Below are 18,514 nucleotides of genomic sequence, written 5' to 3'. Positions count from 1 at the left end.
ACCGCATCAAACCACCAACTGCATCAAAGCCACCAACTGCAATTAAACCAAAAATGGAGGGGACAAGAATGGACAACAGCAAGCTGATGAAAGGACTCGCGCGAATCAGTCCGGCTATCGTGGCAGTGACGATGCTCGTAGGCTGCGGCGGGGGAGGCGGTGCAACTGCGCCGGCAGACAAAAGCGCATCAACCGGGCAGGGGGCGGCGCCCGCAGCGCCGGCAGCCCAGCAGCCCAAGGAACAGCCTAAAGAGCAGCCGAAAGAGCCGAAGAAGATCAGTCTGATGATGGTGTATTATTTTGCCGAGCCGCCGAAAAAAGACAACATCATGGTGCAGAAAATCGAAGAGATGACCAACACCAAGCTGGACATCACCTGGGTGCCCAACTCCGCTTACGACAATAAAATCAACGCCACGATTGCTTCCGGTCAGCTGCCGATGGTAATGAACGTGCAGAACAACAAGCTTTCGACCATTTTGTCAGGGGTCCGTTCGGGTTTGTTCTGGGAAGTTGGCCCTTATCTGAAGGATTATCCGAATTTGAAAAATCTGTACAACGAGCAGACCACCTACAACGCCTCAACTGACGGCAAGCTGTACGGCATGCCGCACCAGCGTCCGCTGGGCTTGCAGATGCTGCTGTACCGCAAGGATTGGCTTGACAACCTGGGCCTGAAACCGCCGGAAACAATCGACGACGTGTACAATATGGCGAAAGCGTTTACGGAGCAGGATCCTGACAAGAATGGCAAAAAGGACACGTACGGCCTGGTCGAGTTTATGCCCAAGCTTGTCAGCCAACAGGGCTTCGGCAATGCGCTTGCGTGGTTCGGGGCGCCTAACGGCTTTGGGGTCAAAGACGGCAAATTGTTCCCGGACTTTACGACTGACGAATACATGGATGCAATGAAGTTTTACCGCAAACTGTTTAGCGAAAAGCTGATGAATCAGGATTTTGCCGCCGTGCAGCAGGGTCAGGCATGGGATGCGATCGCCAAGGAAAAAGGCGGCATGTACCCCGCTGTCGTGGCGCATGCCACGATTCCGAACTGGACCGCGCTGTATCAGGCCAATCCGAATGCGAAGCTCGATTTTGTCACGCGCATTAAAGGGCCTAAGGGGGAGAGAGTGTTTGCTTCCAACGGCTTCAACGGCATGTACATGTTCCCGAAATCAAGCATCAAGACGGAAGCCGAGCTGAAGGACGTGCTTGAATTCATCAACAAGCTGTCCGATCCGAAGATGGAGCAGTTTTTGGTCAACGGCATTGAGGGGCGCCATTTTAAAATGGAAAACGGCAAGCCGGTGCGTACCGATCAGAAGTTGTACGACGACGAAGTGACGTCCGTGATCGAGCTGCTTATTACCGATTGGAAACCAAAGCTGATGACGGGCTCGCCGATGGACGAAAAGGTGAACAAGACGTACGTGGAAAACACATCGATCGCCGTGCCGAACCCGACGCTTCCGCTTGTTTCTAACACGCAAATCGAAAAGGGCAGCGAACTGGACAAATTGATTAACGACGCGAGGGTTAAATACATTTACGGGGAAATCGACGACGCGGGTTGGAAAAAAGCGATTGACCAATGGAAAACAAGCGGCGGAGATAAGATTATCGAAGAATATAATGCGGAGTACGCTAAGTTTCAGAAAAAATAAGCTGACACTGGTAAACCATTAAGCACTTTGAAATGAATTTGACGATCCGAACAATGAGACTGCCTGAAGAGCCCGTGTGGCGACTCCTCCGGCAGTCTCCCTGCAAAGGAGCATGTCTGATGGAAACCAAACCGAATATTATTCTGATTACCTCCGATCATCACCGCTGGGATTATATGGGCTGTGCAGGAGCGGAACAGGTGATCACGCCCAATTTGGACCGTTTGGCGCAGTGGGGGACGAGGCTGGAGCGGGTATACTGCAACACGCCGCTGTGCGTGCCCTCCCGCATCGCGATCACGACAGGCCGGTACGCGATGAATACCGGCTGCTTCACGAACCGCCACCCGGTTGATCCGGACGCCCCGACTTTTCTGCATGAGCTGCGGAATGCCGGTTACCATACGGCGATGATCGGCAAGCTGCATCATCACGTGCATGTGTGGGATGCCGATTTTGTCGGGCATGAGCAGGATGTGCATCGGCTCGGGTTCGAGCATGTGCATGAAACGTCGGGCAAAATGGGCAGCGGCAGCATCGGCTGCGAATGCCAATACGTCCGCTTCCTGCGGGAGAAAGGCATCGCCGACGACTATCGCGGCTGGACGGGGCGGTTCCGCCAGAACAACGGCACGATGCGGCCGCAGGAGCCGTGGCCGTGGGACGAGACGTGGACCCAGGATGCCTACATCGCCGGCCAAGCGCGTGAGTTTTTGGCCCAGACGCCCCGGTCCAAGCCGTTTTATTTGCATTTGGGTTTTGTCGGGCCGCACGATCCGTACGATGCGCCGCAGCGGTACAGGGATATGTATGGGCAGAGGGAAGACGCCTTGCCGTCCACTGCCTCCGCTTACCCGGGGCCGCCGGATGCGGCATGGCAGCAGCGGGACCGGGAGAAGTGGCTGGCTTACGCCGCCTGCATCACCGAGGTGGATTGCCAGATCGGGCTGGTGCTGCAAACACTTGAAGAGCAAGGACAACTGGACAATACCGTCATTATATATACGTCCGACCACGGCGATAACGCCGGAGATCACGGGTTCTGGGGCAAGATCAATCTGTACGAAGGTTCCGTACACGTGCCGTTTATCGCTGCCGGACCGGGTATTCGCGCGGGCGCAGCCAGCGATGCGATTGCTGAGCTGATCGACATCGGGCAGACGGTATGCGGTTTTGCAGGCTGCCCCAGCCACTATTACGACCAGGGCAGGAGCTTACAGCCGCTGCTTCTTGGACAAACGGACACACACCGCAATGATGCCTATTGCGAGATGGGCAGCGACAAAATGCTGTATGACGGAAGGTACAAGCTGATGTTCGGCGATTTGACCCGCGACACCCGCAACGAGCTGCAAGCTTCGCCGTTCCACGGACCTGCATTTGGCCGCCCGGTCAATCTGCCTCCCGACCGGATTTCGCTATACGACCTGCAGGAGGATCCGTACGAGCGGCGCAATTTGGCTGACGATCCGGCGTACGGCGGTCTTTTGGCAGATATGAAGGAGAAGCTGCTGCGGCGTTTGCTGTGCAACATGCAGTCCGTTCCGGATGATAGGGGGAGCGTTTTATAAGGCGTGTGTGCCGGCCTGGCGGTCTGCCTTCTTGCAGCAAACACCCGCGCGGGAACAGAACGTGGCGTGAGAACATACAAAAAGCCTGCAGACATGGAAGCATGCGAATCGTCGCGGATCGCGCGGGTCAATAGCCGGGCGTAGTGCGAAGAGGTCGATTTCGCGATGCAACAACTGTGCGGTATGCAGGATTGGCAGCTTGAAGAAATGAGAGGGGTATTCCTACAGTGGACAAAAACTGGTTCAGCCGGCATATCCGGCAGGTTCATGTCGATTTTCATATGCCTGAATTTCCATATGATGCGATTAAAGGGTTCAACGCTAAGGAATTTGTGGCCGAATTCGTGCGGGCCAAGGTCAACGTCGTCGGCATTTTTACCAAGTGCCATTTCGGCAACGCCTTTTACGATAATTCGGTCGGACATAAGCACAGCGGGCTGAAGGAGGACTTCTTCGGCGAAGTGCTGGAGGAGGCGCACAAGCACGGGATCAAGGTGATCGCATATTACTCGCTGGGTACGGACGCTTACGCCGTGGAGCATAATCCCGACTGGTACCAGATCGACAAGGATGGCAATAAGCGGGGCGGCAAAGGGAACGTATGGGAGCTGCCGTGCATCAACAGCCCGTACCGCGAGGAACTGGTCATTCCGCAGATTAAGGAGATCACCGAGAAATACCCGATGGACGGTTATTTGCTCGATATTCCTTATTTCTGGGACCATCACTGCTTCTGTTCTTACTGCAAAAAGAAATTCGCCGAGGAATACGGAAGGGAGCTGACTCCGGAGCTGTATGCAACCGACCGCCAAACGGTCGTGCAATTCTCCAAGCAGTCGGCCGCCCGCTGCATGCAGGAAATTTACGATGTGGTTAAGTCCATTCGCCCCGAGGTGCTCGTCAACTGCAACGGCGCCTGGAAAATGGGCGAGCCGGCCGATATCAACGCGACCAGCGATTACGGCCTGTGGGAGTCGCAGCCGGCTTCCGGCACATTCCTGTGTCATTCGATCCGCTCGCGGTTTGTGCGCAACCTTCCGGTGCCGGTGCAAATCATGACCGTCCGTTTCACGGAAGGCTGGGGGCTGATGAGCTGCAAGACGGCGGAGCAGCTGAAATATGAATTTGCCGCCATCATGGCTAACGGCGGCATTATCAACGTCGGCGATCAGGTGCTGCCCAGCGGCAAGCTGCAAAGCGGCGTTTACGATGTGATCGGTGAGGCGTTTGCTTTTGTCGAGCAGCGCGAGGAGCTGTGTATCGGTGCGCAAAGCAGCAAACATGCGGCGCTGATCGGAGGCTACACGGAAAACTGGTATTTCGAGCAGGGCGATTCGGCAACACTCGGCGCGGCCAAAATGCTGATCGAAGGCCATCATCAATTCGATATATTTTATAACGACGATTTCCCCGACCTTTCGGCCTACAAGGTGGTAGTGCTGCCGGAGACGGTGCGGCTCAGCGAGAGGTCCGCGGAGCGGATCGCCGAGTTTGTGCGCGGCGGCGGCCTGCTTCTGGCGGCGGGCAATGCCACTTTAAGCGCGGGACGCGGCGGCGCGGCATTCGGAGGCGGTCATGCCGGCCCGGGAGGAGCGGGTGTCACGAGTCAGGCAGGGGCATCCGCCGTCATGGGATTGTCCGGTGCGTCAGGAGCAGCAGGAAGCTCTTTAGGCACAGCGGATAGCTTGGCGGCACGGAGCGCAGCGGCGAACAGCGGCGAACTTGGCACATCCGGCGGGCCCGGCGTACAAGGTACTCCGGGAGCGCCTTTGCCTTCGCCGGCCAACTTTTTACTCGCAGAGGTGCTTGGCGTCAACTATTTGGACCGGACGCCGTATCCTTTTGCTTATATGACTGAACATGACGAGCTGTGGCAAGGAACAGCGGCGATTCCGCAGCTGGTGGAAGCTCCGTTTCTGAAGGTGAAGCCGTCGACGGCGGAAACTTTGAGTTCAGTGCAATGGCCGCTCACCGTGCCGGCGCCGCAGCGCGCGTTCCGTCATCCGATTCCGCCTGCGGGCAGAATCAGCGATTTTCCGGCGATCACGGTCAACCGCTACGGCAGCGGGACTGCGCTGTATATCGCTGCGCCGATTTTTACGGCATTTTGGGATAATAATCATTTCTGGCTGCGCCGGATCGTCGATAACCTGCTGAACAAATACGACACTGGCAAGCTGTTTTCAATGGAGGCTCCTGTCACGGTCGAAGCGAATATGATGGAAAGGGACGGTGTGCGCTTCCTTCATCTCATTAACTTTCAGAACGGCCATTCCGGCAACCGGAAAAAGTCGTTTTACGATCCGATCGAAAGCATCACTCCGGTGCACGATATCAAGGTAACGCTGTACGATACGAATGTGACAAGTGTCGTATTGCAGCCGGAAGGGCATCCGCTGGACGTGAAAAGGGACGGCCAAGCCGTCAAAGTTGTTGTCCCCAAGCTGCATATCCACAATGTGCTGGAGATACGTTGAATTCTTAATAACGGCCATTTAAAAAATCCGCAGTCTCTGCGGATTTTTTGCATGTATGCTTGCAAAAGAACGCCCTAAAGATGACGATGGCGTATACGCGGTTATGCTTGTATAATGGTTATAAATGGATATTTATGGATCGGTCCTTAGTACTAAATTTGTCGAGGAGAGGCGTTATGGATCATTTACGGTTTCCAATCGGTCGTTTTGAACCGATTCCGCATCCGACTTTCGAACAACGCACCGGTTGTATAGATGAAATCAGAGAGTTGGTACCGACACTTCGCAATGTGCTAGGCGGTCTCCACTCTGAGCAGTTGTATACTCCCTATCGCCCTCAAGGCTGGACCGTTCAGCAAGTCGTGCATCATCTGGCCGATAACGATATGAATGCGTATCTGCGGTTTAAGAGGGGGCTCACGGAAGATAACCCGCTCATAAGCACGTATCGTGAAGACCTTTGGGCGGAGCTTGACGATTACAAAGACGTTCCGCCGGAAACCTCGCTTTTGCTGCTTGAAGCTCTCCACAACAGGTTTGTCATTTTACTTCGAAGTTTAAACCCTTCTGATTTTAGCAAAACGATAACTACCCAATTGCTAGGCAGTATTACGCTTGATATAGCTCTACAAAGATTTGTATGGCATCACCGGCATCATGTTGCTCAGATCACGTCTTTAAAGGATAGAATGGGGTGGTAAACATTCCGGAGTACGTTGGGTTTGGAAACGCGTCGCGGCGCATTTCATTGACTATGCGATTGTATCTGTTATCACGGTGTTTGTGATTATCATTTGGTCAGTGATTTCGTTCCTGCTGCAGTCTGTGCTGCTGGACAGTATGGACGAAGAATCCATTGGTGCACGATTATTTCCGTCATTCCGCTGTTATTTGGTTTTATGATGGCCGGTTTTACAAACAAAAAACAGGCGCTGCATGACATCATTTCAGGTACCTATGTCATCAGCAAAGAGCATCAAACCGAGTTGCACGGAAGAAGTGGGTATCCCATAGAACCTTAATTATTTTTATTATCACTCAGGGCAACGACCTGATAGTTAATGCAGATAACTGATTTTATGAAGTACTTGAGGTGAAGGGAATGACAGAACGGATCAACTTACCTACAGGTTCGCCTTGGGAGCCTGTTGTAGGCTACAGCAGAGCGGTCAAAATAGGCAATATGATTGAGGTCGCAGGTACGACCGCGGTAAAAGACGGCGTCGTAGTAGGCAGGGGCAGTGCGTATGAGCAAACGAAGTTTGTGCTGCAGCTCATCGAGCAGATTTTGAACAAGCTTGGGGCAAGCATGAACGATGTTGTTCGTACGAGAATGTACGTAACGGACATCTCCCGCTGGGAAGAAATCGGGAAGGCTCACGGCGAATTTTTTAAACAGATTCGGCCGGCGGCGACAATGGTTCAAGTCAGTGCGTTAATCGACCCGGAACTTCTGGTGGAGATCGAGGTTCAAGCTATCGTTAGCTAATCTCCTGTTCGCAGGTCCGGGTTGACCGGATTTTCGATAATATGAAAAAGGAGGCGGCATCAGGTGCAGGTAAACCAACAAAACAATTCGGCTATGAATGTAAACGCCAATCTGTTCAGAGGCATTGAAGCAGTAGGAGGGAAGATGCACATAACCAGCGAGGTCCTGAAGTTCGAACCGCACAGCATCAATATTCAGAGCCAGCCGCTCAGTATCCGGATTGCGGACATCGCGGTAGTGGAGAAGCGGAATACGCTGCTGATCGTGCCCAATGGGATCACGGTGAAGGACAAGTCGGGCCAGGAGTACAAGTTTGTCGTCAACAAAAGGGATAATGTAATCAGCCACATTAACGCGATGATCGCCGCCGTCCCCGGGAATTGATGGGAGTTTTAATGTATTGACCACGTGCCAAAAGCATGTGGTTTTTATATTTTTGCGGGTCGGGAATTTCAAGTCAATCCACATTATGGCATAATGGACTTTAATGAAGTTAACAAAACAAACTCGAAAGCCAAATCATATCCGGTCACTTATAGATACTTAAGGAGATGAATCATTGCTATGGTCTTTTCCATCGAATCTGACAACCTCAAAGACTTCCTACCCGAAACTGAAGAACTTGACTTTAGCCACCCGGCAGTACGGGATAAAGCGGCGGAACTGGCAACACACGCGCAAACAGAGATAGATTTCGTCCAAGCTGCATACGAATTTGTCCGTGATCAAATCAATCATTCGTGGGATATTCAGAGCAGGCGGGTCACACGGAAAGCATCCGAGGTATTGACTTATGCGGAAGGCATCTGCTACGCCAAGTCCAATCTGCTTGCGGCATTACTGCGGGCAAATGGAGTTCCTACGGGATTTTGCTACCAGCGATTGACGCTTGGGGACGAGCCGGAGACAGGGTACTGCATCCATGCGCTAAACGCGGTATACCTGGAGAGCCATCAACGCTGGGTTCGTTTGGATGCGCGCGGCAATAAAGAAGGAGTGGACGCACAGTTTTCGCTGGAGCGGGAACAGCTTGCTTTTCCGGTCAGGACGGAGCTGGGGGAAGTCGATTATCCGACGATTTTCGCGAGGCCGCATCCGAAGACGATGAATGTGCTTGCGAATAATGAGGACTGCTTGCAAATGTACGCTCATGGACTACCCACGGAAATTTGAACCTCCACTAGGAGAGATAAGTGTCTGGTGGAATTTATTGCCGATTCGGCGATTGCCGCCGATAAAATTCACGCTTATAAAACGAAGGAAGGCGTCTTTCTAAAAGCGGAAAGTCAGATCTGCTTTGTGTTTCCGACAGGTTCGGACATTCAGTATTTGGACCAAAACAATCAGCCCATTGAGCTGTAGGGGAGAAGAAACTGATGCCCTCGCATGACGAATGTAATACAATTTTGTCGGAGCAGTTAGATGCGCTGACCAAAATGATTGCCCGGAATGAACTGCTCGACGAGGTGCTGCGCAAGTCGCCGGAGCTTGGTCTAGACCAGTATTATATCGGCGCGGGCTGTATTGCTCAAACGGTATGGAACACCTTAAGCGGGAGGCCGCCGCATCACGGCATTAAAGATATCGATTGGGTTTATTTTGATGAGGATGTAAGCGCCGCGGCGGAAGAAAGGATGATTTGCCGTGTACAGGACCTGTTTCATCATCTTCCCGTCGAGCTTGACGTTAAAAATCAGGCGAGAGTCCACCTTTGGTATAAGCAGCATTTCGGATATGATATTGTACCGTATGCATCGCTAGAGGCAGCGATCCGGACTTGGCCAACGACAGCCACCGCGATAGGCGTACGAAAACAGCGCGATGGATGGAATATTTACGCTCCCTTTGGCTTGGACGACCTGTTGGGCAAAGTCGTTAAGGCCAACAAAAAGCAAATCACCAAGGATATTTATGAAGGTAAGGTCGCCCGCTGGATACAAATTTGGCCTGATCTTCAGATTATCCCTTGGGAATAATAAGTGCATACATAAGATTTGAGGAGGCGCAGCAGGAGCATGAGCGATCAACAAGAACGACATGATCAGCAAGGCCGATCTGACCGGCATAACGGACAAGACCAGACTAACCGGCAAGATAGCCAGCATCAGCAAGACGCGCAGCAACAAGACCGGGACAGCTTGTCTGGTCAGGACAACGAGGAGCAAAAAAAACGCACCCGGAGTCCTTTTCGCGATTTACTTGGCATCAAAGAGGAGCATATCGGGGAAGGAACTGCCGTATTAAGCATGAATGTGGTGACGGATTTGCTGCAAAATCAAGGAGTCGTACATGGCGGTGCTATTGCCAGCTTAATCGATACGGGGATCGGCACGGCGGTGTATTCCACACTGAGAAACGATCAGCACTCGGTGACGATTGAGCTGAAAATCAACTACGTTCGCCCCGGCAGAGGAAAACAGCTTGTGTGCAAATCTGAAATTGTTCACCGCGGAGGCACGATATCCGTCGGCCGGGCGGACGTTTTCGACGATGAAAATCGCCTTGTAGCTACAGGCACGGCGACGTTTTATATTCTAAAAAGCTTGGATAACAGGTGAATCATACAAAAATGAAGGGAAGTCCGGTATAAGGAGCAAGGAGCTCCGCCGAACTTCCCTTCATCATTTCTGAAGATAAAAAGCAGCCACTATGTAACGGGTTATTTAAGTTTGGACTGCAGCAGCTCAACCAACTGCTGCCCGCGATCGCCGGGCTGGCCTGGATTCCCGCCTTTACCGCCGCCTTGCACGGGCGATTTGCCCTCGCCTCCCTGGGTCCGGTCGGCTCCTTGGGCCGGGGCGTTTTGCTGCTGTCCGGATCCGGAATTTCCCGTCGGCCGGTCCTGCCCGCGATTTTGCCCTTGGTTGTTTCCTTGAGGCTCGCCTTGCCCTTGGTTTCCTTGCGATCCCGTTTGTCCCGAGCCTCCTTGCTGCGGTCCGCCTTGGCCTTGCGCACGGGTCGAAGCGCGGTCGCTCAAAAACGGTTTCTGCTCTGCAGTCAGCTTTTCGGTAAGTTTCGTCTCGGCATCGCTGGACAATTCTTTCTTCGTAATTCCGTCTTGAACGACCGGCAGCATATATTCGGCTTGCTGTTTGGTGATGGTCAAACCGTCGGCTTTGTCCATCATCAGCAGGTTTTGAAATGTCATGCCCATCTGCCGCTCTTTGTCGTTTATTCCGCCGCTTTGTGCTGCTTGCTGGTTAGGTTGCCCTGCTTGATTGGGCTGGCTCTGACTCGACGCTTGAGCTTGTCCGGAAGATCCCATCTGCCCGGTTTGCTGCGCAGCCGCACCATCCGCTGCAGAGGCCGGTTGTGCCGCCGGCTTTTCCCCGCAGCCCGTAATCAATACTGCGGCAAGCGCACCGATGCCTACATACTTAACATAATTCATGATCATTCGTCTGTTCCTCCCATGCTGCTGCTTGTTTTTCCCATTCGTGCTTCAGTATATAGGCCTACCATGAAAGCAGCTTGAGAGTACACTGAATACAAGCTTAACAACAGCTTAAAAAATGACCGTAATCTTAAGCCCGGCCGTAGGGAATCTGGCGGCAAAGATTAGGGAGGAAAGCAGCGCAGCAGCGTGCCGAGAGAGCTCAACCCTACTCCAAGGCGGGTGCAGGGTTGCTGGGGAAATAAGGGGAAACCCCGACTTGGAAAGGAAAGTTGTCACCTGCTCAAAAATTAATCCCCCTCATTATTCAGTAAGTGTGATTCCTGCACGATATTTAAGGCTTGCGTACGGGAGGATACGCCCAGCTTCTCGTACAAGCGGGAGAGGTACACCTTTACCGTTCCCTCCGATAAGTGAAGCGCCGCCGCGATTTGTTTATTGGTCGCCCCTTGGCGGATCAACTGCAGGAGGTTTAGTTCATTTCTGCTCAGTGATTTGCTTAAATCGGACGTAAGATGGGTATACGCCTTAGGGATGATCGGAAACAGCCCGAGCAGCTTGCGGACATATTCCTCGGATACACCCGTCCTTTCGGACGCTGCAGCTTGGTTGTTTTTGTAGTTAAGGTAGCTTGTTAACAGCTCCGCCATAGCCGTTCCTTCGTCAAGGAAACTTCGAATGTACCCGTTTCTCTCCCCGATAAGTAACGCTTCGTGCAGAAGTTTCAGCGCCGAGCTTCGTTTTCCGAGCTGGTATTCCAACAAAGCCTGCAGGTTCGAAATCTCGACCAGGCTTGAAAGCAGCTGTTCTCTTTCGGATTGGAGTTTGAGCAGCTCCAAAAGACGGATCGCCTCCGCTTCTTTACGCTGCTTGCCGAGCAGACGAACCAGCGCCAAATATTCGAACTCCCGGTTGAAGGTAGGTTTATCCTTGGCGGAGATGCCAAGACGGGTTAGCTCTTGTTTGGCCTCTGTGATCCGGCCTTCCCGTACATAAATTCCCGCCTTGCAAGACCGCAAAGCATGCATCCAGCGAGTGTCGGGCAGCTTTACCGCTGTTTCCAGCGTCTCTTCTATGATGGCATGGGCTAGATGCAAGCGGCCTTCCGTGATATATATACGTGCTTTTATGATGCGGATTGGAATGAACAAACCGGGAATTTGTCCATTTACAACGGTTTTTTCCATTTCGAGAAGCAACTCGCGGCATTGATCCATTCTGTTCCATTCATAGTAACCTTCGCAAAGCGATTGCTTCACGTACAAATGAATAAGCGAATGCCGCCAACCATGCGCCTCCAATATTTCCGTAAACCGAATGCCAATCGTTTCCGTATCGGTCGAGAGCAATCCCTTAAGCCCCAAAGCCGTTCGCCGTACAAGCGGTTCGGCCAAATTGTAATTGAAATTATAATAAGTCGGATTTTCCGGCAGGTTATCGTCAAGGATACCGTCCATAAATGCAAGCCAATGGTCAAAATCCCCGGTTAAAAACACCAGATTCGACCGGACAAACACGATGCCGCTCTGCAGCTGCCTGGATCTCTCTGAATGCCCCATCGCTTGGCATTCCCGCTCAATAAGCTGTAGTTCATGTTCCGAACGTTCGGGCTGCCCTGTCACTGTGAGAACAAATGCATAGAGGAGGGCGAGCTCCGGGGAAGGTGTAAAATCGCTGGGAATACTTTCGAACCAGCGGAGCAAGGTAGCGAATTCCCCTCGTTTCAGTACGACCGGAATATGCCTTGCCAAGTATGTCTCCATAAGGGCAAAGTCTCGAGAAGCAATGGCATGATCAACAGCCTCGTCCAAGTAGCCCCGCTCGGCAAAAGCTTCGCTTGCCAAACGGTTCGATGTGATCCATTGCTGCGGATCGGTCCTCTTCAAAAGCTCCTGCAGAAATTGGGAGAACAGATGATGATACCGGAACCAGCTATTCTGATCGTCAAGCGGAACAAGGAACAGATTCATACTCCTTACCGTCGTGAGCATACGAAGACTGCCGCTTTCCTGTGTGACGGCATCGCAAATAAGCGGATCCATCCGGCTTAAGACAGATGTTTTCATTAGAAAACGATAAATGTCAGCGGGGAGCTTGGAAACGACCTCGTGGAACAAATATTCCGAGATGCGGGGATGATTTCCTCTACACTCTTCCATAAAGCGGCTATAATCCGGCTCGGAACGTAGGGAGAGCGCCATCAGTTGCAGCCCTGTTACCCAGCCCTCCGTGCACAACATCAATTGTTCAATATATCGCTCAGACAACGTCATCCCGGCCATTGACCGGCAAAACAATTCCATCTCGGCCGGTGTAAATTGGAGCTGCAGCGTGTCGATTTGGTTTTGTTCTTTTTTAGCCATCCATTGTACGGTAGAAAAAGGCAGTTCGGTACGGGTGGCGACAAGCAGGTGCATCGTTTCCGGTAAGTGATGGACCAGATAAGAGAAGCTGTCGTGGATTTGCTTCTGGAAAATGTTGTGGTAATCGTCCAGGATGAGCGTAACAGGCTCCGGAAGTACAAACAGCTCGTTGATAAGCGCATCGAGAAAGGTGATGGAGGACAAGCTCGGTAAAACTTGGGAGAGCTGTAAAATGCGGTCCCCGATTGCGTCAGGAATCACCGCAGCAAGTGCATGGGCAATATATCGCCAAAATCGGACCGTATCGTTATCCCTCTCATCAAGCGAGACCCAAGCGCATAAGTGCTGCCGGGTATGCGCCCATTGGGCCAACAGCGTCGTTTTTCCAAACCCGGTTGGCGCGCATACGATTGTAAGCCGGCCTTTCAAACCGGAATGAATCGAATCCACTAGCCGGTCCCGCATAACCGTAGATTCTTTGAGGGCAGGGATAACGATTTTTGTTTTTAAAATGATGGGATCTGCTTGACGTATCATGGGTGTACCTCTCAACGAATAACAAATTATTGTTTACCGTAACGATACCTGTATTTCATTATACTAAATACCAAAAAAATATGCAGAAGTTAACTTTAGTTAATATGGCGATCTATTTATATTTGCTAACATGGTCTGTGAATTCGAATCCGTCAACGCCATATGGAGGGAAGAGCAATGAGGCAAGCAGGGAAAGTTTTTTTATGTATCATAATCGTTCTGAGTACTTTTCCATTGTTATTGAAAAACGCGGCACATGCGGAAAATGCAGTCGTGCCTCAAATAGCCGCAGGGTATTATCACAGCGTAGGGGTCATTAGCGATGGAACGGTCTGGTCATGGGGCCGGGGCGACAAAGGACAGATGGGGAACGGTGAGACGGCGAGCCGGGCCGTTCCGAGACAAGCGGCGGGACTCAGCGGCGTTAAGGCGATTGCCTCAGGGGTTCGAGGCAGCGTTGCAGTTTTGCATGACGGAACGGTGATGACGTGGGGCTCCAACAGTGACGGTCAATTGGGAGACGGCACATTAACAGACCGCACCACCCCTGTGACGGTTACGGGCTTAAGCCGCATAAAGGCGGTTTCCGGAGGCGTCGGTTATCATACGCTTGCTCTGGATGAAGACGGCCATGTATGGGCCTGGGGGAGAAATGAGGATGGCGATCTGGGGGACGGGACGACCACCCAGCGAACTACACCCGTACAGGTAAGCGGTTTGAGCAACGTAAAGGCGATCGCTGCAGGCGGGTATTTCAGTCTGGCGCTTAAAGAGGACGGTACGGTTTGGTCGTGGGGAATCAATGATGCGGGGGAGTTAGGGGATGGAACGACACAGCAGCGAAGCTTGCCGCAGCAAGTGCCGGGTCTCAGCAATATAAAGGCTATCGCCGCCGGAGGCAACCATAGTCTTGCGGTTGATACAGGCGGGCACGTTTGGGCCTGGGGTGAAAACAGATACGGCGCAGTAGGGGACGGTACGGGAACGAATCGCAAGGTTCCTGTACAAATATCCGGGTTGCCCGACGTTACGGCAATTGCCGGAGGAGGTTACCATAGTCTTGCGGTGGATGCGGCGGGGCATGTTTGGGCCTGGGGATATAACAGTTATGGTCAACTGGGAGACGGGACGACCACCCAGCGGCTTTCGCCTGTGCAGGTGCCCGGTTTGAGCGGAATGAAGGAGGTTGCCGCCGGAGGCTTTCACAGTTTTGCGATGAAAAGCGATGGAATGATCTGGTCGTGGGGATTAAACAGCAGCGGTCAACTGGGCGACAATACATCAACCAATCGATTGTTGCCCGTGCTAAGTAAAGCAGTGATGGATGCAACGGCACCAACCGTAAGCAGCGGAACGATTTCCGCTTCCTCCTTAACTTCTGCAAGTGTTACCTTGAATTGGACGAAAGCGGAGGATAATATGAGCGAGCAGAGCGTTTTGCAATATTTGGTGTATCGTTCCGGGAGCGGCAACATTCAAACGGTGAGCGATATGGAAAGAAGAGGGACGGCCGTCGGATCCTATGCGTCGGATATAGGCCTGTTGGAAATTACGGGTTTGAGGCCTGGCACCACGTATTATTTTAACATCATTGTGAAAGATGCGGCGGGGTACAAGAGCGCTTATACGATGCGGCAAGTAGTGACAAAATCACTTCACACAGTCTCTTATAACGGCAATGGCAGTACGGGAGGAAACGTGCCTGTGGATAGCCATAGCTATGAGGAAGGCGCATCGGTCACCGTCATGGATAATAGCGGCAATCTTGTGAAGGGAGGGCACTCTTTTACCGGATGGAACACGCAAGCGGACGGTAACGGAATGAGCTACGCGGCCAATGCGGGCTTCATCATGGGCGCTGCCGATGTGAGGTTGTACGCGATGTGGGATGCGAACTGCTATACCGTGAGGTATGGTGCGGGGGCAAACGGAACGATCAGCGCAACGGTCGAGACAGTAACGTATGGCCGCAGTCCGGCGGCAATCCCTATAGTAACGCCCCATAGCGGTTACACGTTCGCAGGCTGGAGCAGCGACGGGGGAACAACGATGCTGACTAGCGAGCAAGTAGCTGCAACAACAGTGACGGCGGATATGACGTACACAGCGTTCTATACGCAGAACCCGTCGCCGCCGCTTGCGCCTGACGCACCGGTATTGCAGCCTGCTGCCGCCGGAAACGGAAAAGTTACGCTCACGTGGAATCCAGTGGCTAGGGCAACCGGATATAAAGTTTACCAAAGCGTCACATCGGGCACTTATGGGACGGAGACGGCTACCGTAAGCGGCTCGGTATACACCTATGATGCGGCAGGTTTGAGCAATGGAACAACCTATTATTTTGTGGTGAAAGCGGCGAACTCGGGAGGGGATAGTGCCGCCTCCAATGAAGTTAGCGCAGTACCTGTAACGGTACCGGCAGCGCCTGCGGATATATCGGCTATCGCAAGCATCGGGCAGGCAATCGTTGCATTTTCGATCCCAGGGGATGATGGCGGAAGTGCAATTACAGGTTATGAGGTTACCAGTTCACCGGGGGATATTACGGCAACCGGAGCGGCCAGCCCGATTGCCATTACCGGCTTAATGAATGGAACAACGTATACGTTTACGGTAAAAGCGATCAATAGCGCCGGCAGCGGCGCGGCATCCGCGGCATCCAACCCCGTGACGCCATGGTGGTCGAGCGGCAGTAAAAGCAGCAGCAACAGCAGTACACCGGAAGAGCCGGCAACTCCAGGCACGCCGGAGACTACCGATGAGGGAGTTGATCTGCTGATTAATGGCATTGAGGAAGCTGCTGGAACGGTCACGATCACCGCAGTAAATGATCAAACGGTCATGACAGTTGCCGTCGATTCGCAGCAGCTGGAGAACAGGATTGCAGCGGCTGGGCAAGGGGCAGTCATCACAATTCCTGCGGTGAATACGGAAGCGGATCATGTAGTTAGCGAGTTCAACGGTCAGACGATCAAATTCATGGAGCAAAAGCAGGCCGTTCTGGAGATTGTCACGGAGAATGCGACCTATACATTGCCCGCCGGGCAAATCAACATCGATTCGATAGTGAACCGGCTTGGGAACACGATGGCGCTTCAAGACATCAAGGTGCAAATTGAAATTGCTGTGCCAACAGAAAACTTGATGAAGATTGCTCAAAATTCGGAAATTGGCGGAGAGTTCACGTTTGTTGCCCCTCTGGTTCATTTTACGGTGAGGGCGACTTACGGGGATTCCTCGGTAGAAGTATCGAAGTTTAATGCTTTTGTGGAACGGACCATCGCCATTCCGGATGGTACAGATCCAAGCAAAATCACAACGGGTGTAGTGATTGGAGCGGATGGAACGGTTCATCACGTACCGACAAAAATCATCGTCAAAGACGGGAAATACTACGCCCGAATAAGCAGCTTGACGAACAGCACGTATTCCGTGGTATGGCGTTCGATTATGTTTAAAGATATGGCAGGCCACTGGGCTGAAGATGCCGTGAAAGACATGGGTTCGCGAATGGTCGTCAGCGGTGTCGGCAATGGGATGTTTAATCCCGATCAAGACATTACACGTGCGGAATTTGCGGCGATCGTCGTCCAGGCTTTGGGACTGAAATTAGAGGGCGGGGCGGCCCCATTCTCGGATATGCTGCCTGCGGATTGGTACAGCCAAGCGATACAAACAGCCTATGAATATAAGCTGATCAGCGGGTTTGAAGACGGCACTTTCCGCCCGGCGGGCAAGATGACACGGGAGCAAGCGATGACGATTTTAGCAAAAGCGATGACCCTCACCGGCCTGAAAGCAAAACTCCCGTCTCAACCGGCAGATAAGCTTCTGCGTTCATTTACAGATGCAGATGAAACCTCGAATTGGGCGATCAGCAGCATTGCCGATGCCTTGCAAGCGGGAATCGTTTCCGGAAAAACCGGTACGGAGCTTGCTCCGAAAGCATACGTCACAAGAGCAGAAGTTGCTGTGATGGTCCAGAAGCTTCTACAAAAGTCCGATCTCATTTAAAGGTATTTTCGCTGGAAAAGTCAAAGGACCGGATGCAGAGCTGGGCTCTCGTCCGGTCCTTTTTTAAAATGGATTGTTTATGATTCAGGTTTGCTAGCGGCAAGCGCATAAAGATGGGCTCTCCCGCATGTGAACCGGCTGCGTCCGCAGTGAACGCGCGAACATAGTCGCCAAAACAGCTCGCTACGGCTGAATGTCGATCGATTTGATAAACGGGTATTCGCCGATTAAAGAAAGCAGCTGCTCCACCTTGAAGTCGCTGGGGAGCCGGGTATTAAGTTCCAACTGGATGTCCGAATCGCCGTCCTGCTTCTGCTCGATATGAAACCCGATCACGGCAATGCCCTTTTCTTTAAAAATGTGCTGAATCTGCTCTATGCTGCCGGGTTCGTGGGTTAAGCGCATAACCAGGTGCTCTGTTTTTGGCGTGGCCAGCCAGCTGAACCGGCCGTGCAATATTTTTTGCGCGATCAGAATGATCACGGTCGCGCCCGCGCCGAGCAAAAACATGCCCGCGCCGATCGCCATGCCGACGCCCGCCGTAGCCCAAATCCCGGCCGCGGTGGTTAGACCTTTGATCGTATGCCGTTGCATAAAAATCATCCCGGCGCCAAGAAAACCGACGCCGCTGACGATTTGCGCGGCAATCCGCGAAGGGTCGAGCACGACGCCATGCCAGCCGGATTGATCCTGAAAGCCGTATTTCGATATGACCATAATCAGGGCCGCGCCTAAAGATACGACAAAGTGGGTACGAATGCCGGCTTCCTTCATCCGGCTTTTCCGTTCATACCCAATCAATGCGCCGCATAACCCGGCGATAACAACCCTCAATAAATATTCCCATTCCATAATTTTAACCTCCTAAACTAAACGCTCTATCGGGCTCAAACTTTATTGAAAATAAAACCTGGTTTATTTCGATCTTAACCTGTCAACAAAGATAAGAGCAGGACAGGAAAAGTCGATAAGCTCAATGTGGTACGACCGCGACTCCTAAACTGA

General features: G+C 52.5%; 14 protein-coding genes. 11 read left to right on the top strand and 3 right to left on the bottom strand.

Annotation, left to right across the window (positions count from 1 at the left end; genetic code table 11):
* The first annotated feature begins 68 nt into the window (after window positions 1-68).
* The 10 genes from EYB31_RS20720 to EYB31_RS20675 all read left to right on the top strand — a co-directional run bounded on the left by EYB31_RS20720 (window position 69) and on the right by EYB31_RS20675 (window position 9,759).
* Window positions 69-1,664, top strand: coding sequence for an extracellular solute-binding protein (locus EYB31_RS20720; protein WP_165452519.1), 1,596 nt, complete (start codon window positions 69-71; stop codon window positions 1,662-1,664).
* Between the two features lie 119 nt (window positions 1,665-1,783).
* The gene (locus tag EYB31_RS20715; protein WP_165452518.1) at window positions 1,784-3,235 is read left to right on the top strand and encodes a sulfatase family protein; all 1,452 of its coding nucleotides are present in this window, start codon (window positions 1,784-1,786) and stop codon (window positions 3,233-3,235) included.
* Between the two features lie 227 nt (window positions 3,236-3,462).
* On the top strand, window positions 3,463-5,712 hold the full coding sequence (locus EYB31_RS20710) for an alpha-amylase family protein (RefSeq protein ID WP_131015326.1): 2,250 nt from the start codon (window positions 3,463-3,465) through the stop codon (window positions 5,710-5,712).
* A gap of 176 nt (window positions 5,713-5,888) precedes the next feature.
* Window positions 5,889-6,413, top strand: a complete 525-nt coding sequence (locus tag EYB31_RS20705; protein WP_131015325.1) for a YfiT family bacillithiol transferase — start codon at window positions 5,889-5,891, stop codon at window positions 6,411-6,413.
* A gap of 401 nt (window positions 6,414-6,814) precedes the next feature.
* Complete coding sequence (locus EYB31_RS20695) at window positions 6,815-7,201, top strand: RidA family protein (protein WP_131015324.1); 387 nt, start codon at window positions 6,815-6,817, stop codon at window positions 7,199-7,201.
* Between the two features lie 63 nt (window positions 7,202-7,264).
* Window positions 7,265-7,585, top strand: a complete 321-nt coding sequence (locus EYB31_RS20690) for a PH domain-containing protein (RefSeq protein ID WP_131015323.1) — start codon at window positions 7,265-7,267, stop codon at window positions 7,583-7,585.
* A gap of 180 nt (window positions 7,586-7,765) precedes the next feature.
* Window positions 7,766-8,374, top strand: coding sequence for a transglutaminase-like domain-containing protein (locus tag EYB31_RS20685; RefSeq protein ID WP_131015322.1), 609 nt, complete (start codon window positions 7,766-7,768; stop codon window positions 8,372-8,374).
* A 27-nt stretch (window positions 8,375-8,401) separates the two neighbouring features.
* A complete protein-coding gene (locus EYB31_RS40300; protein WP_165452517.1) occupies window positions 8,402-8,563 on the top strand; it encodes a hypothetical protein in 162 nt (53 codons plus the stop codon).
* A gap of 44 nt (window positions 8,564-8,607) precedes the next feature.
* Entirely contained in the window at window positions 8,608-9,177 is a 570-nt protein-coding gene (locus tag EYB31_RS20680) for a nucleotidyltransferase family protein (RefSeq protein ID WP_240762664.1), read from the top strand.
* Between the two features lie 39 nt (window positions 9,178-9,216).
* The gene (locus EYB31_RS20675) at window positions 9,217-9,759 is read left to right on the top strand and encodes a PaaI family thioesterase (RefSeq protein WP_131015320.1); all 543 of its coding nucleotides are present in this window, start codon (window positions 9,217-9,219) and stop codon (window positions 9,757-9,759) included.
* A gap of 101 nt (window positions 9,760-9,860) precedes the next feature.
* Here the strand turns inward: EYB31_RS20675 and EYB31_RS20670 are convergent, their stop codons facing one another.
* The gene (locus tag EYB31_RS20670) at window positions 9,861-10,592 is read right to left on the bottom strand and encodes a hypothetical protein (RefSeq protein ID WP_165452516.1); all 732 of its coding nucleotides are present in this window, start codon (window positions 10,590-10,592) and stop codon (window positions 9,861-9,863) included.
* 293 nt (window positions 10,593-10,885) lie between these two features.
* Window positions 10,886-13,495 carry a winged helix-turn-helix domain-containing protein gene (locus EYB31_RS20665; protein WP_131015318.1) on the bottom strand — a complete coding sequence of 870 codons (2,610 nt, stop codon included), beginning with the start codon at window positions 13,493-13,495 and terminating at the stop codon, window positions 10,886-10,888.
* Between the two features lie 240 nt (window positions 13,496-13,735).
* On the opposite strand from EYB31_RS20665, the gene EYB31_RS20660 reads away from it, so the two are divergent.
* Window positions 13,736-17,509, top strand: coding sequence for an RCC1 domain-containing protein (locus EYB31_RS20660; protein WP_165452515.1), 3,774 nt, complete (start codon window positions 13,736-13,738; stop codon window positions 17,507-17,509).
* A gap of 183 nt (window positions 17,510-17,692) precedes the next feature.
* On the opposite strand, the gene EYB31_RS20655 is transcribed toward EYB31_RS20660, so the two are convergent.
* Entirely contained in the window at window positions 17,693-18,361 is a 669-nt protein-coding gene (locus EYB31_RS20655; RefSeq protein ID WP_131015316.1) for an MgtC/SapB family protein, read from the bottom strand.
* Window positions 18,362-18,514 lie beyond the last annotated feature (153 nt).

It is taken from the genome of Paenibacillus thalictri (assembly GCF_004307995.1).
Taxonomy (GTDB): Bacteria; Bacillota; Bacilli; order Paenibacillales; family NBRC-103111; genus Paenibacillus_AF; species Paenibacillus_AF thalictri.
This window is presented reverse-complemented; position numbering and strand designations above follow the sequence as displayed.

What these genes read in the sequence shown, in the direction of transcription:
- EYB31_RS20720 (WP_165452519.1), top strand. Translation starts at nt 69, where the DNA reads ATGGACAACAGCAAGCTGATGAAAGGACTCGCGCGAATCAGTCCGGCT.
- EYB31_RS20715 (WP_165452518.1), top strand. Translation starts at nt 1,784, where the DNA reads ATGGAAACCAAACCGAATATTATTCTGATTACCTCCGATCATCACCGC.
- EYB31_RS20705 (WP_131015325.1), top strand. Translation starts at nt 5,889, where the DNA reads ATGGATCATTTACGGTTTCCAATCGGTCGTTTTGAACCGATTCCGCAT.
- EYB31_RS20695 (WP_131015324.1), top strand. Translation starts at nt 6,815, where the DNA reads ATGACAGAACGGATCAACTTACCTACAGGTTCGCCTTGGGAGCCTGTT.
- EYB31_RS20685 (WP_131015322.1), top strand. Translation starts at nt 7,766, where the DNA reads ATGGTCTTTTCCATCGAATCTGACAACCTCAAAGACTTCCTACCCGAA.
- EYB31_RS20675 (WP_131015320.1), top strand. Translation starts at nt 9,217, where the DNA reads ATGAGCGATCAACAAGAACGACATGATCAGCAAGGCCGATCTGACCGG.
- EYB31_RS20670 (WP_165452516.1), bottom strand. Translation starts at nt 10,592, where the DNA reads ATGAATTATGTTAAGTATGTAGGCATCGGTGCGCTTGCCGCAGTATTG.
- EYB31_RS20665 (WP_131015318.1), bottom strand. Translation starts at nt 13,495, where the DNA reads ATGATACGTCAAGCAGATCCCATCATTTTAAAAACAAAAATCGTTATC.
- EYB31_RS20655 (WP_131015316.1), bottom strand. Translation starts at nt 18,361, where the DNA reads ATGGAATGGGAATATTTATTGAGGGTTGTTATCGCCGGGTTATGCGGC.